The organism is Streptomyces sp. NPDC006552 (assembly GCF_040611655.1).
In the GTDB taxonomy this organism is placed as follows: domain Bacteria; phylum Actinomycetota; class Actinomycetes; order Streptomycetales; family Streptomycetaceae; genus Streptomyces.
Window position 1 is genome coordinate 18160 of sequence record NZ_JBEXOS010000038.1, and the last position, 13136, is coordinate 31295.

The 13136-nt window shown below is 69.7% G+C and carries 13 protein-coding genes; 3 read left to right on the forward strand and 10 right to left on the reverse strand.

Going from position 1 to position 13136, the window contains the following annotated elements:
- Positions 1-372 precede the first annotated feature (372 nt).
- The 5 genes from ABZY33_RS21840 to ABZY33_RS21860 form a co-directional block, all read right to left on the reverse strand.
- The gene (locus ABZY33_RS21840; RefSeq protein WP_356493285.1) at positions 373-1146 is read right to left on the reverse strand and encodes a hypothetical protein; all 774 of its coding nucleotides are present in this window, start codon (positions 1144-1146) and stop codon (positions 373-375) included.
- 411 nt (positions 1147-1557) lie between these two features.
- Positions 1558-1998 (reverse strand): hypothetical protein, encoded by a 441-nt coding sequence (locus ABZY33_RS21845; RefSeq protein ID WP_356493286.1) that lies wholly within the window; start codon positions 1996-1998, stop codon positions 1558-1560.
- Positions 1999-2085: 87 nt separating this feature from the next.
- A complete protein-coding gene (locus tag ABZY33_RS21850) occupies positions 2086-2247 on the reverse strand; it encodes a hypothetical protein (protein WP_356493287.1) in 162 nt (53 codons plus the stop codon).
- Positions 2248-2298: 51 nt separating this feature from the next.
- Positions 2299-3102 (reverse strand): hypothetical protein, encoded by an 804-nt coding sequence (locus tag ABZY33_RS21855; RefSeq protein ID WP_356493288.1) that lies wholly within the window; start codon positions 3100-3102, stop codon positions 2299-2301.
- Positions 3099-3671 (reverse strand): sigma-70 family RNA polymerase sigma factor, encoded by a 573-nt coding sequence (locus tag ABZY33_RS21860; RefSeq protein ID WP_356493289.1) that lies wholly within the window; start codon positions 3669-3671, stop codon positions 3099-3101. Before ABZY33_RS21860 ends, ABZY33_RS21855 begins: the two co-directional genes overlap by 4 nt.
- 994 nt (positions 3672-4665) lie before the next feature.
- Between ABZY33_RS21860 and ABZY33_RS21865 the strand changes: the two genes are divergently transcribed.
- Positions 4666-5604 carry a hypothetical protein gene (locus ABZY33_RS21865; RefSeq protein ID WP_356493290.1) on the forward strand — a complete coding sequence of 313 codons (939 nt, stop codon included), beginning with the start codon at positions 4666-4668 and terminating at the stop codon, positions 5602-5604.
- A gap of 173 nt (positions 5605-5777) precedes the next feature.
- Here the strand turns inward: ABZY33_RS21865 and ABZY33_RS21870 are convergent, their stop codons facing one another.
- The 3 genes from ABZY33_RS21870 to ABZY33_RS21880 all read right to left on the reverse strand — a co-directional run bounded on the left by ABZY33_RS21870 (position 5778) and on the right by ABZY33_RS21880 (position 9951).
- Complete coding sequence (locus ABZY33_RS21870) at positions 5778-6350, reverse strand: transcriptional regulator (RefSeq protein WP_356493291.1); 573 nt, start codon at positions 6348-6350, stop codon at positions 5778-5780.
- Complete coding sequence (locus ABZY33_RS21875; RefSeq protein WP_356493292.1) at positions 6343-8724, reverse strand: hypothetical protein; 2382 nt, start codon at positions 8722-8724, stop codon at positions 6343-6345. The genes ABZY33_RS21870 and ABZY33_RS21875 overlap by 8 nt, the downstream gene beginning before the upstream one ends.
- 927 nt (positions 8725-9651) lie before the next feature.
- Entirely contained in the window at positions 9652-9951 is a 300-nt protein-coding gene (locus ABZY33_RS21880) for a helix-turn-helix domain-containing protein (protein ID WP_356493293.1), read from the reverse strand.
- Positions 9952-10045: 94 nt separating this feature from the next.
- Between ABZY33_RS21880 and ABZY33_RS21885 the strand changes: the two genes are divergently transcribed.
- Together ABZY33_RS21885 and ABZY33_RS21890 are read left to right on the forward strand one after the other, a co-directional pair.
- The gene (locus ABZY33_RS21885) at positions 10046-10687 is read left to right on the forward strand and encodes an HAD family hydrolase (protein ID WP_356493294.1); all 642 of its coding nucleotides are present in this window, start codon (positions 10046-10048) and stop codon (positions 10685-10687) included.
- A 4-nt stretch (positions 10688-10691) separates the two neighbouring features.
- On the forward strand, positions 10692-11534 hold the full coding sequence (locus tag ABZY33_RS21890) for a DUF1932 domain-containing protein (protein ID WP_356493295.1): 843 nt from the start codon (positions 10692-10694) through the stop codon (positions 11532-11534).
- Between the two features lie 7 nt (positions 11535-11541).
- Here the strand turns inward: ABZY33_RS21890 and ABZY33_RS21895 are convergent, their stop codons facing one another.
- Together ABZY33_RS21895 and ABZY33_RS21900 are read right to left on the reverse strand one after the other, a co-directional pair.
- The gene (locus tag ABZY33_RS21895) at positions 11542-12108 is read right to left on the reverse strand and encodes a guanylate kinase (protein WP_356493296.1); all 567 of its coding nucleotides are present in this window, start codon (positions 12106-12108) and stop codon (positions 11542-11544) included.
- Entirely contained in the window at positions 12105-13115 is a 1011-nt protein-coding gene (locus ABZY33_RS21900; RefSeq protein ID WP_356493345.1) for an AAA family ATPase, read from the reverse strand. Before ABZY33_RS21900 ends, ABZY33_RS21895 begins: the two co-directional genes overlap by 4 nt.
- Positions 13116-13136: the final 21 nt, after the last annotated feature.

Genomic DNA, 13136 nt, shown 5'->3' on the forward strand with positions numbered 1-13136 from the left:
GCAACCGGATTCTCGTTCAGGGAACGCAGACTGGTGGGCGGCACACCGCCTTCGCAGCGATCCTGATCTGGACCCGAAGCTGACCAAAGAGACAGGCCCTAACGGGGCCATTAGGCACGGGTACGGACTTCTCCCCCAGTCTGTAACCCTCAGTGAAAGAAGTGGCGGAAGCGCCGTTCTGGCTCCCAGATGCCCCAGCTGCCTCCCAGCTCTCTGTCTACCTGGGAAAACACGTGTCCTATGTCCCAGACATTTGGAGTACTTACGGCATTCCTCGCGTGAACCTCCCAGCGTGTCCCAGCCCTGTCCCAGAGCTGGGAGGTAACGCAGAGCAACGCTGAGACAGAGCTGGGAGGTTCACGCCGCCGCAGCTTATGGCCGGACGCGGGTGAGGAGTGAGGCGAGCGCGCCGGTGGCGTGGGGGTCCGCGGTCGCGAGCCGCGCGGCGAACGCCAGCTCGTCGGCGTCGGCGTTGGGGACCAGGCGGGCCAGTTCGGTGAGGAGCGCGGCGTGGGCGAGGACCGGCGTGGGCAGAAGGCCCGCGGCGGCCTGGCGGGCGTCGGGGTCACGGTAGTGACCGAGGCGGGCGGCCAGGGCGTGGGCGAGCCAGCCGTCGACGTCGTCCTGGGCGTAGCCGCCGGCTCGCCGGGTCAGCTCCTCGCGCACCACCTCGTCACCCGCGCGGGGCTCGGTCTGTTCCAGCGTGCCGAGCTCGCGCAGCGCCTGGACCTCGTCGGCGCGGGCCGCGATCCGCGCGGCCGCGCGCAGGTCGGCCTCGCGCGCGGCGGCGGCCGCGGCGTCGGCGGCGAGCTCGGCCTGGACGACGACGTCGGTGTCCGGGTCATAGACGCTGCCCGCAGGTGCGGCTGCGAGCAGCTGGTCGATGCGCTCCCACTCGGCGAGCTCCGCCGGGCCCCGGACGTCATCGGCCAGGGCCTCGTGCCGGGACGCCTGCCGCGCGTCGAACCGCGCGTCGAACCGTGCGTCCGCGAGGGCGGCCGCGACGGCGACGGCATCCATACCTCTCGCCCGCCGGCGCACGACGCGCCGGCCGATGCGGGCCGGATCGACCGGCTCCCGTACCGCGGCGGTATGTGGCGCGAGGGGCCGGCGGGCGGCGACCCCGGGGGGCCAGATCCTGGTCATCAGCGGTCTCGATTCGCGGGACGGATTTCAGAACGGGCCGCCGCCAGAGCGAGATTTCGGCGGCCCGCTGATTGTTTGTAGCAGGCCCTTAATGCGTCCGGCTCAGAAAGGAACCTGGGTGGCTTGAACGACCGCGATATCGGCCCGCGGGCCCGCGGCGCGGGTGCCGCATTCCGTGAAGTACGGCTGGGTGAGGGGCATCCGCACCGAGGGAGTGATCTCGCCGCCTCTAGGCTGGAGCGTGTTCTCCGGCCGGTGTGGGTGCGCTACTCCTGGCAGGGGCGGGCCCGTGGGGCACCGGTCGGGGAACAACCCGGGACGCCGTGCACGGTTGCCGAACCGGATGGTGAGTGGTGTGGTCAGCAGTCAAACTCCCTCACGGCACGCGGGCGGGAGACCGCAGGGGGCAGTTCAGTCGGCTTGGAGGGCCTCGTTGCACAGGGCGCGCAGCAGGGTCAACGCGTCCTGATTGTCCGCGTCGGTGAAGGCGTGGATCGCGAGCAGGATGGATCCGCCGATCCGTTTGGCGGTGACGAGGTCGTCGCCGGCGAGGACGGCCTGGTGGTGCAGGGAGTCGTTCAGAAGGAAGACGATGCGTGCCATCGGATCGCCGTTGAGTTCCGTGAGGCGTGGGCCGAACGCGTCACGGGTCATGGTGGCCTCGATACCGAACACGGCGAGCAGGACGCGCTCGAGCGTATGCTTCCCGTATGCGGCGAGCAGCGCCGCCAGCCGCTCCTCTTGCGGGGCGCCTGCCAGAACCTCCAGGGCACTGTCATCGTTCTGGACGATGGCCTCCAGCGCGGCTAGGGCCCGGAGATGGTCATCATTGGTCATCTGCTCGGCATCCATGTCCCCGCACCCTAATCCGCCGTCCGCGGCACGCGCCGGTGTTCACTGCAACCGCCCACACCGGCACGGCCCGCGCTCTTGCGGCGTTCAGAGGTACTGCTGTGCCCAGTAGGCGAGCAGGCCCATCACGGCCGTGCCCGCTCCGTAGGCCAGGCCTCGTACGAGGTGGGCCAGCACGACCCGCGCGGTGCGGCGCCGTTGCCGGGCGGTGGAGGGGGGTGGTTCGGATGGGGCGAGCGATTCGGACATACCGATCTCCCAGTGGTGATGGTGGTGGTGTCGGGGCGCGGGACGGTTGGGTCAGTGGCTGCACAGGCGGAACAGGTCGAGCGGGAGGGGCTGGTCGATGAACGTGCGCAGGTCCGTCGGCCAGGGGTAGTTGGTGGCGAGCTCGCTGGCGATCCGTTCGCGGGGCCGGTCGCAGTCCTGGACCAGCTGGGGCAGGTGCCGGCGGCCGCGGTAGCCGAGGAAGCGTGCGTACCAGCGCCAGATGCGAGCCTGTTTGAGGGTGGTGTCGTCGATGGCGTAGTGGGTGGCCAGCAGATGTGCGGCCAGGGCGTCGTCGGCGCCGGCGGCGAAACCCCACCAGAAGACGGCGCTGTGGCGGCGGCCGAGCAGGTAGAGCATGCAGGCGAAGGTGCGGGCACCGTCGCGTTCATACAGCTCGAGATGGGTGTCCTCGGCGTTGCACAGGACGGTCTCACACGCCCCGAGCAGGTAGGCACGGGTAGCCGGGGGGCTGGAGAGAAGCTCGCGACGCATCAGGGGAGTCGGGCGCTTGCGGCGTGCTCGGCGGCTGCGAGGGCGGGCCATGTCGTGCCGGGCGATGGCAGGTGGCTGCGCCGGGGGCGGGAGGGGTGCCTCCCGGCCCCGGCCGTCTTCGACGGCGCCGTCATCGGCATCGAAGACGGCGCGGCGCACCCGCGGTGGGCGGGCAGCTTGTTCGGCGATGCGGTGGGCCAGGCGGTGCATGAAGTCGTCGGTGTCGTGGGTGAACACCATGTCGTCGACGGCGCGCGCTTCAGCACGCAGCATCTCCTCGACGTCGGCGTCGTCGGGCTGGGCCGCCGTAGCCTTGGGACCGTCCAGAGGGTGGCTGGTCACTGGTCTCCTTCTTTCCTGGTCGGGCGGAGCAGACGCTGCAGATGCCGGCGTCCCTTGTGGAGGTTGGCGCGAACAGCGGCGGCGGTGGAACCGGTGCGCTGGGCGATGTCGGCGATGGTCAGGCCTTCGAGGTAGTACATGCGGATGCAGCGGGCCTGTACGGGCGCGGTGCGCTCGAGCGTGGCCATGGCGTCGTAGAGCTCGTCGTAGCCGCGCTGCTTGAGCAGTTCGTCGACGCTGCCGCCGTCGGTGATGTAGGGCTGCACGTCGTCGGCGAGGATCTCGCGGCCTGCGGCGCGGGCCTGCTGACGGTAGTGGTCGACCAGGAATCCGTAGACGATCGTGCGGACCAGGCCCATCGCGTTGCCGCTCGCCTCGATGTAGGCCCACCGCTGGTAGACGCGCAGGGCGGCCCGCATCAGGATCTCGTCCGCGTCATAGACGGTGCGGGTCTGCGCGACCAGGTAGCGCAGCAGGGTGTCCTTGTTCTCCCGGAAGAACCGGTCGAAGGAGGCGTCGTGTCCCGGGTAGGAGACGTGGCCCTCCTCGAACGCGTCGGCGTCGCTCACCGTGGCCCCTCCTGCCGGATCGTTCCCGTACCGGACGCGGCACGCGGGGTGCAGCTCTGCCGGCGCCTGTCTGCATGGACCAGGCTGAGGCGGGGGGTGGGACGGCGCGTCGTTGCGCCGATGGCGGTCGCTGCGCGGTAGGAGCGCGGGGTGCGGTAGTCCTCCCGGCGCCCGAGGCGGTTCAGCCTCACGGGGTTCTCCTTGATGTGTGCGCAGGTTCCGTCGATACGGATGCGTCTGCGAACGCGTCGTCGCGTTGTGCCTATAGAACCGATCGCGAGGCGCTCAGAGTTAACCGATGGGCATACCGGATAAGCGGAATGCGATCTTCCATTCAGTTACACAGCGTGTGACCTGCGGCTGACGCTCCGCTCCGAATCGTGATGTGATGCATCCCACGTAGAGGTCACGCGGGCTCCCTCGTAATCGCCACCCCACGCCAGCCCCCGCCGGTGCACAACCCACCTGACAAGGCACTTGGTGCAAGAACAGCCGCACGGAGGCCAGACTCAGCCACCGCGCACCACGGTCGGCACATAAATCTGCCGGTGCAGACCGGGCCCCATTCCGGCACGCAACCCTTCGCCAGACATGTTGCGCTCAGTAATGACAGAAATTGATCGAAAAGCTTCTCGATCCTGCCTGTGTGACAGGCCGCGGGCGTTCGCATGTTCAACGACCAGACGGGCGGCACCCGATGCCACCTCGCCGCGACGCGACCACGCCGATCGCCCGGCACCTCGGCGTCGACCGCTCCACTCGTTACCGGTTTCTGACCGCGTACGAGCCCTCGCAACTACCACAAGTTGGGTCACTTTGTAGGCACACACCCCGCATTGCGGGGTTTCTCATGGTCAAACGGCCGCCCGACTGCGGCCAGGGAAGGGCTAGAAACCGTCGCGTTACCTCAAGTCCGGGTGGGGAGGTATGGGCGGTCGCATGCCCGGAGTAATCAGGGGGTCACGTGGGGTGGAAAGAAGCGTTCGGCGACGCCATGAAGGAACTGGAGGCGATACGCCTGCAACTCGCACGTCTCGATCGTCTCGAAGACCCGACGGTCGGACTGACCGCCCTGCACGGTGACGTCGCGCAGAGCCGCCTGAAGATCCTGGAACAGCTCCAGGGAGGCGTCACCGGGTTGCGGGAGGAAAACCGTGAGGTCCGTCGCCGCCAGGACCGCATGATCAGCGACTTGAATGAGACGCGCGGTGAACTCCGCCAGCTCCTGGACCTCATCGACGTCCTGCAGCCAACCGCCCCTGAGAGGCCAAATGGCACGCCCGGCGAGGGTACGCAGGCCCGTCCCGAGCCGACTGCGCAGCCGCCCGAACCCGAGGCCGGCTACGGCTCGTCTGCCAGCGCCGAAAGCCATCCGTCCGTCTCAACCGGCACCGCCTCCCAGGGGGGAACTATGGACAACACCGGGCACCCGCCCCAGCCGGAGACCGGCGAGGACCAAGACCTCGTGCTGAAATGCGCCATCGAGGCCGCTTACCAGGGCACCGGCACCTCGCCCGGCCAGCAATCTGCTGCCACGCCGCAGACCTCCGTCGGCGGGGAGGATCCGCAGGTCGCCCACGGCGTCCTACTGCTGAAGGCTGCCGGGGTGGCGTCCGCTGAACTGATCGCACACCGCGATACCTGGGAGTGGCTCACCGCCCTGGCTGTCGACCACAGTCACTTCCGCACCCCGCCCTCAGTGGAGGACATCAAGGAGGGCCGCGTCCAGACCGTCCTGTCCGGACGCTCCCTGATCGCCCTGCTCATCGAGCTGTGGAACACCCGCTCCACTGCCACGCCGTTGCAGGGTGACTGGGCACTGGCCATGACGACCTACAACCGCATTGCGGCCGAACTCACCGACGTCACCGGACAAGGCGAGACCATCCGCATCGTCCTGGACGACGGTCTCCCCGCAGAGTCCGGCGACTGACACTTTGTGCCCTCACTCCAGTTCCAGCCGGTGAGGATGAGTGAGGGTAGATAGGTCAGGCCGATGGAGAGTGAGTCTGTGTAAGAAGCAAAAGGCCTGAACTTGTCTACGTAATGCCCCCAACACCAGGGGGTCAGTGATCCTGGAGAGGCGGATTCCTGGTCGGCTTCCCATCACGCCGCGAATCCGATGTTGGTGACGTGCTCGTACTGGCCCCACTGGGAGCCGAGGTCGACGACGTGGTCGACCCAGGCGGCATCCAGGGCCTGGTCGTCGCCGTCGGCCCAGGCCTGCACGAGGCCGTCCCAGTGCCGGACGTTGAGGGTGCGGTGCTCGATCACGCGTTGTTGGGGGCGGGGGACTTGAGCCTGGTTGAGCGGGTGTATCTCCACGCGGGTGCCGCGCCCGGAGCGGTTGAGGCGGGCGGCCAGATGCCGGGCCACGTTCTGCCGGCGCACCTGCCGGTAGGCGTCGTCGATCCGCGCCAGGTTCGCCTTCGACGGTGAGCGCCGTCCGTCCAGCCATGCCTGGATGGTGCGCTCGGTGGCGGTCAGGCCGGCCGCCCGGGCCGCAGCCCGGGCCCGGTCGCTGCGGGTGAGGTAGCGCAGGCGAGCCAGCAGCCCGCGGCGCTGGCTGACGGGCGTGGCGATGAAGCCGGCCAGGGCATCGAGTTGGCGGGCGACGGCCTGGTAACCCTTGATGCCTTGGGCGCCGAACCTGCCGAAGTCCAGGTTGCGGTTAGGCATGGGCGAGCTCCGTTTCGTGGTGGGCGGTGAGCTGGTCCAGGCGCTCGTTGAGCAGCTGCTCGGCTGTGCGCTGTTCGGCCGCGAGGGCGGCCTGCTCCGCGTCGTGCTTGGGGGCGAGCGGGAACCGCTCACGGTGCGCGGCGTAGGCCGCGTCCCCGGCCTCAACTGCCACCGCAGACCGGCTCAGCCGCGCCACGGCGGTGCGCCTGCGCTCAAGGCGGATACGGCGCGCCACCTGCTCCTCAGCCTGGGCCAGCGTTGCCGGGTCATCGCCCCCTGCGGTGCGGGTGAGCAGGGCTCGGGTGTCGGCAGTGCACCGCGTGAGCAGCCCGGCCACCTCGCCCGGGTCGGTGACGTCGGTGCGCGCGGCGAGGGCCAGGTCGACGGCGTCGCGCAGCAGGCGTGCGGTGCTCTCCCGGCTCGCGCAGGTCGTGCAGTGCCCGGCTGCGTCCGGCGCGCCGCAGGCCTGGCAGGGCTGCGCCTGCCGCAGGGCCTGGGCGGCCGCGGCCGCCGCGTCTTTCTGCTCCTGGCGGGCGAGGCGGGCGGCGTGCGCGGCCGCGGCCTGCTGGCGCTCCACCGTGATCCGCTCGCGCCTGCGCTCCAGGGCCTGCGCGTGGGTGGCGGCCTGCTCACGCAGCCGTTCCTCGAGGACCTGCTGGCGCTCGCCGGGAGTCAGGTGCGGCAGCTGCCGGTCGACCTGCGCGGCGACCGATCGGTGGCGGGCGCGCCGCAGGTCGATGACGTTGCCGCAGTTCTCACAGTCGCCGCGGGTGTCCAGCCGCATCCCGTCGTCGCAGCGCGGGTCGGTGCAGGACTGACGCTGTACCAGGCCGCGCCGGGTCAGCCAGCCGAACGGCTGGCGGATCAGGGCCTCGCCGCCGACTTCGCGGAGTCGGGCGCCCAGCCGGTCGGCGAGCAGCTTCGGCGCACCGTCAGGCTGCGACAACAGACCCTTCAGCTGCTCCAACTCCGCCTGCGCAGCGGTCTCGACCTGCTGCTGCTGCCAGCCCGACAGCCGCGCCCACAGCCAGGAGACCGGCTCCAGCGCTACCCGCAGACGAAGATCAGCCGGAAGGGACATCGGCCTCTGCTGCGGCGCCTTTCCCTTCGCAGCCCGCTGCCCCACCTGCTCCTGCTCGTCGACCTGGGGCTCCTTCGGCGTTTCCCCGCGCAGCGGGCCGCCGTTCTCGTGCACGCACGCGCCGTCCGGCAGATCACCGGACCCACGACGGCCTTCGCCGGAAAAGCCACCAGAGAAAGCGGGGGGACAGACGGGAGTAACCAGGTGAGGGTGATCAGTGTGAAGGGCTGCCGCAACGTCGGGCTCTGCAACTCCCGTCACATCCGTCACCGGCCCCCCGCTGACCTGGGCTTCCGTCGCTGTCTCCGGCGCCTCACCAGGCCCTGCCGCAATATCGGGGTCTGAAAACCCGGGCTCCGGGGCCTGCGCACGGTCCTCCTGGACGTCGTCGGCGACCATACGGCCGTGCGCGGCAGCGACCGCCGGCACCATCAGCCGCGACCGGCTGCGCAGACCCGAACCCGTCTTCAGCCGCACCCGCAGCACCAGCTCCCGGTCCTCCAGGCGCTCCAGCACCCGCTCCCCCGCCGACGCCGTGCACCCCAGCAGCCGGGCCACCGTCGCCGCCGCACGGCCGCGCTTGGTATCCACGCTCCCACCGCACTGCCGCACCCGCCCGGTCTCCCGCGCCTCCAGCACCAGCAGCAGCAGCGCCAGGCGGTCCGTCGCCGCGCCCCGACCAGTACGCGTACCGATCAGCCCGGCCGGAGTGACCCGGCCACCCCGGTGCTTCCAGCCCGGCGCCATCACTGCCTCCACCAGCCGCTGCAGCGTCGCGAACTCCTTCTTCGCCAGGTTCAGCGGGTGCCCGACGACGCCCTGAGCCGCCCACAGCGGCAGCACCTTGCACTCCAGGCCGTCGTCCTGGCCGTACTCGCCCTCCACCGTCTCCACGGACACCACGCCCGAGCGGCGCAGCACCGGCACCACCTCGGAGGCCGTGTACGACGCGGACGCCCCGATCCACCGGCCCAGCTCCGAGGTATAGATCTCCACCACACCGGTCTCCGACGGCGTACGCGACGCCAGCACCAGCACCGCCAGACGCACCGCGTCCGACACACCGGCCAGGCCGGCCGTGTCCAGCAGCCTTCGGATCGCGCCACCCAGACGGGCACGCGCGTCCGGCCCGAGCGACAGCGGATGCCCCGCCGTCCGCTCCGGGACCGGCCCGGCCGGGACGGACCGCAGCCAAAGCCGCGAGCTCCCGCCCGACGGGACGTCGAAGGAGTTGCCGACAACGCCCCGGAAGTCGCGGTCCAGCACGGCTTCGGCCGCCGCGCCCGCGCTCACAGGGACACACCCCCGCCCAGACGGCACACCAGGGGAAGCCGGAACGGCACGAGGAGATCAAGAGTCCGCATACCTTCCCGAAGGAAGGCCGCAGCCCAAAACGTGACCGCGCAAGCGGAAAAAACTTCCCCAGCACCACGGGAGCGGTCCCCAGCGCACGTCAGATGATCAGTAGCCCTCACACCATGACCAAGTACGAGCGAAGGCCAGAAAAGGACATCAAGGGCCCGACTGTTTTCAGATTCCCCGCAGCCGGGCGCCAGCGGGCGCACCCCGGCCTGCTCACGGCCGGGCATCATCACAAGATCCATCCCCGGACCCTGCACCGGGTTGCCTGTGGATAGATCTGCGCGGCCAGACCCTCCCGTCCCGCCCCCCGCAGCCTGCTCACGGTCGGCGTAGAGGGAACCATGACCACCGGGACTAAACGTACATACCGGGCACGCGAGCCTGGTCACACACTCGGAATCATTCCGGCTAAACGCCTGGAAACGGGCAAAACTCGGCTTTTCATGCGCCAGATCTTCGGGCACTATGACGGAGACACCAACCTTTATATGGACGCCCCGACCGGGACCAGGCCCCTGCCAAAGGGACCGAAACCACGGCCGAGCGCTCTGTACGGACGGAGCCCCGAGCACCGAACGGCTTGCCAAAGCCGCCGGAACCCGGGGTGACGCTGATGGCCCAACAGAGGCCCCCTGCCAAAGGGGCTCCTGGACAGCCGGGGTGGCCCGCTTGCCAAAGCGGACCGGGTGCCCGCCTGCCAAGGCGGGTTTTGCGATGGGAGTGACCCAGCTCGATGAGCTGGAGCCCAGAACCGGGTGCGGATCCGGAGACTGGGCGGCCGACCTGACGGTCGGCCAGACGGGCCGCGCGGCCAGTGGATTGCCAGTCCACGTCTTGGTGCGCGGCCGATGACTTAGGTCATCCCGACCCCCTTGATTCCGAGGCCGGCGTCGGCATGCCCGAATCCGGGATGGCCGCGTCGGGGTATTGCTCGGCAAGGCGCCGCAGCAGATGCAGGTAGGCCGTGCGGTGCGGGCGCCGCGGGTAGGTCTCGCCCGACTCCCAGCGGACGACGGCGAGGCGTTTCACGCCGAGCGCCTCCGCGACTTCCTGCTGACTGAGCCCGCCCGCACGGCGCAACTGCCCTCGCACAGACGGCGGGGGCAGCCGGTCGTCCAGCAGGGCGTCGACTCGCCGCAGAGGATCCGCGTCGGACATGACCCCACCCTTCCATGATCAGTGATTCTCTGAAAGATACATGATCGGGAGCGCTTTGGGGATCAAGTTCCGATGCGCCGATAGGGTCGTGTCCATGCTGGCCCTCTTCGACCTGGACAACACCCTGGTCAACCGCGGCATTGCCGTCACCGAAGCCGTCACGGCGCTGTGCAACGACTACGGGTACACATCGGTCATCCGGGACTGGCTGCACACACGGCTCGCCGACCGGGCCAACCCCGCTGACTTCGCCCAGCTCGTCACCGACCACGGCCTGCACGACGACCCGGGCCGGCTGTGGCACGACTACGTCGACCGCATCGCCACCGCCGTCACCTGCCGCCCCGGAGTTCTCGACGGCTTGGCCCAACTGCGCTCCGTCGGCTGGACGATCGGCATCGTCACCAACGGCGCCTCCGACATCCAACGCGCCAAACTCACCGCGACCGGCATCACCGATGTCGTCGACGGCATCGCCGTCTCCGGCGACCTCGAGATCCGCAAACCCGACCGCGAGCTCTTCGAGCTCGCAGCGCACCGCTGCGGAAGCGAACTCAGCGGCGGAGGCTGGATGGTTGGCGACAACCCAGCCGGTGACATCGGTGGCGGACGCAGGGCCGGACTGCGCACCATCTGGCTGCGCGGCCGGCCCTGGCCCGCAGGGCTCCCCCAGCCGGACCACAGCGTCAACGTCATCACCGAAGCCGTCGCCCTCCTGCTCACCGAAACGGAGTAGCACCATGGACCAGCAGCCGACTGTCGGCATCCTCCACCCCGGCAGCATGGGCGCGGCAGTCGCCGCCTGCGCGGCCCGCAACGCCGCCGACGTCCTGTGGTGCGACGCCGGACGCAGTCCCGCCACTGCCCAGCGCGCCGCGCAGTTCGGCTTGACCCGGGTCTCCACTCTGGGCGAGCTGCTAGGGCGCAGCGACATCGTCATCGGCCTCTGTCCGCCCGCGGCCGCCGAGAACCTGGCCCGCGACGTCGCCGAGCATGGCTTCGCCGGCCTGTACGTGGAGGCGAACGCCATCAACCCGGAGCGCACGGCACGGATCGCCGACCTGCTCAGCACCACCACGACCGTCGTCGACGGCGGCGTCGTAGGCTCCCCGCCCATACACGGCAAGACTCCGGCCCTGTACCTGTCGGGCCCGGCCCCCGCCACATCGTCCGTGGCACGGTTGTTCGCCGACACCGACGTACACACCACGGTGCTGGGAACTGCGGTGGGCCAGGCCTCCGCACTCAAGCTGTCGTACGCCGCATTCCAGAAAGTCTCCCGCGTGCTGGTAGCGCTCTCCACCGGCCTGGCCCGCCACCACGGCGTCGACCAGGAGCTGCTGACCGTGGCAGGCAAACGCCACGACTCGTACCTCTCGGAGCCCGAGTACGTGGCCAAAGCCGCCGCGCGCGCCTGGCGCTGGGGCCCGGAGATGCATGAGGTCGGCGATGCACTCGAGGCGGCAGGCCTGCCTTCGGACCTGCTCCGCGCAGCCGCGGCGACACTGTCACGGTGGGACGACGCCAAGGACGACGACGAGCTCACGCTCGCAGACGCCCTGGACCGACTCGCCCAGCCGTAACCCGCACTCATGCCGGCGCCGCCCCCGTCTGCTGTGTGAGCAGCTGGTCGATGAGCCGCGCCGCGCCCTGCGGAGACGTCGCCATCGTGTCCACCGTCAGGTCCCAGGCCAGACCGGGGTGGGCGTCCAGGTCCTCCTGGGTCGTGTCCCACGCCGCCAGACGTGCAGCGGTGTCAGCGTCGCCGCGGCCGGCCGACCGCTGTGCGGTGACCTCGCGCGAGCACCACAGCAGCACAAGGGTCCAGCTGGCCGGATAGCCGTCGACCAGGGCGCGGATGCCCTCGACCTGTCCGAGGTGCACCACCGGCACGCCGGCGTCGAACGCTTCATCCAGGCCCGGACGGTCGATGACGTACGTGTTGCCGTAGCGGGCGTTCGCATAGACCACATCACCTGCGGCTTCAAGGACGTGCAGCTGCTCCGCCGTGCCCATCCGGTAGCCAGCCGACTTCCCGGTCCCGATCTTGAGCCGGGCGAACTGCCTGTACACCGGGCGGAGTTCGGCGAGCGCCGTCGTCACCGTGTCTTTGCCCGACGCCGGCGGCCCGTACAAGATGACGCCCTGCTTCGTCACTGCGCCATCGCCCCGATCGCCTGACGAGCCTGATCGGCCAGAGAGATGGCCGACCCCAGCGTGTTGTCGACCACCAGATGCGGAACCGCCGGCCGCAGCTCGAGGTCGATCGTCTCCAGGTACTCCGCCCAGCGCTCCAGCTTCCACGTGTCGCGCGCGGCGCCGCGGGAGGAGATGTACTCGTGCATCGACTCGACGTCGCACCGCACCCAGATCGGCGCGACGTCCACGCCCTGAGCGGCGCACCGGTTGATCAGCCGCTGCATCCACGCCTCGTTCGTCAGCTCCGCGATGAACGGCGCGGTGACCACGGAGCTGATGCCGCACGCGATGTTGGAGTGCACCACCTGCATCAGCGCCGCGTACTCAGCCGGCCGCACCTTCTCTCGGTAGACCTGAGTGTGACGGTCATGCGGTTGCGCCCCCAGCGCCATCAGTAGCGGCTCCACCAGGGGCCTGGTCAGCGGGTCCTTGTCGACCAGCGGCCAGCCGGTGAGCTGCGTCAGGAAACGGGCAAACTCGGTCTTTCCGGATCCGGCGAATCCGCCGACCAGGACAACACAAGGCTTGTGGGGATCACCGCCCGTACGACGACGCTTCCACGCCTCCATCACGCGCTTCTGCCAGCTGTAACTGTCGAACCCTCCGCCGTCCGCGATCCGCGTCAACGCTCGCTCAACGGCAAGGACCTGGGATCCGTTGCGCTGCTCCGGCAGAGGAGTGACCTCAAACTGAGCTTGCTCCTCACCCGGAAGCGCCGGCCGAAAGCCGAGCGAAGGCTCCGTCGCTCGGTACAACAGGCAGTACACGCGTCGGTAGGGAGGACCGGGATAGCTCTCTCCCGTCTCATGCATGCTCAACGTCTGAGGGTTCGCCGCTGGGACCTCCAGCCTCGACTCCTCAGCAATGAACCGAAGTCGCTCCCCAGCCTCCTCAAGGGTCAGCCCGTGTGCCTCGCGGTGCTCGCGCAGTTTGTCCGGACGCCATCCCGCACGCCGTCTCCCCACCGCTGAACCTTCCGTATGCGC

What these genes read in the sequence shown, in the direction of transcription:
- ABZY33_RS21845 (WP_356493286.1), bottom strand. Translation starts at nt 1,998, where the DNA reads ATGGATGCCGAGCAGATGACCAATGATGACCATCTCCGGGCCCTAGCC.
- ABZY33_RS21880 (WP_356493293.1), bottom strand. Translation starts at nt 9,951, where the DNA reads ATGTCCGACGCGGATCCTCTGCGGCGAGTCGACGCCCTGCTGGACGAC.
- ABZY33_RS21840 (WP_356493285.1), bottom strand. Translation starts at nt 1,146, where the DNA reads ATGACCAGGATCTGGCCCCCCGGGGTCGCCGCCCGCCGGCCCCTCGCG.
- ABZY33_RS21865 (WP_356493290.1), top strand. Translation starts at nt 4,666, where the DNA reads ATGAAGGAACTGGAGGCGATACGCCTGCAACTCGCACGTCTCGATCGT.
- ABZY33_RS21870 (WP_356493291.1), bottom strand. Translation starts at nt 6,350, where the DNA reads ATGCCTAACCGCAACCTGGACTTCGGCAGGTTCGGCGCCCAAGGCATC.
- ABZY33_RS21890 (WP_356493295.1), top strand. Translation starts at nt 10,692, where the DNA reads ATGGACCAGCAGCCGACTGTCGGCATCCTCCACCCCGGCAGCATGGGC.
- ABZY33_RS21885 (WP_356493294.1), top strand. Translation starts at nt 10,046, where the DNA reads ATGCTGGCCCTCTTCGACCTGGACAACACCCTGGTCAACCGCGGCATT.
- ABZY33_RS21850 (WP_356493287.1), bottom strand. Translation starts at nt 2,247, where the DNA reads ATGTCCGAATCGCTCGCCCCATCCGAACCACCCCCCTCCACCGCCCGG.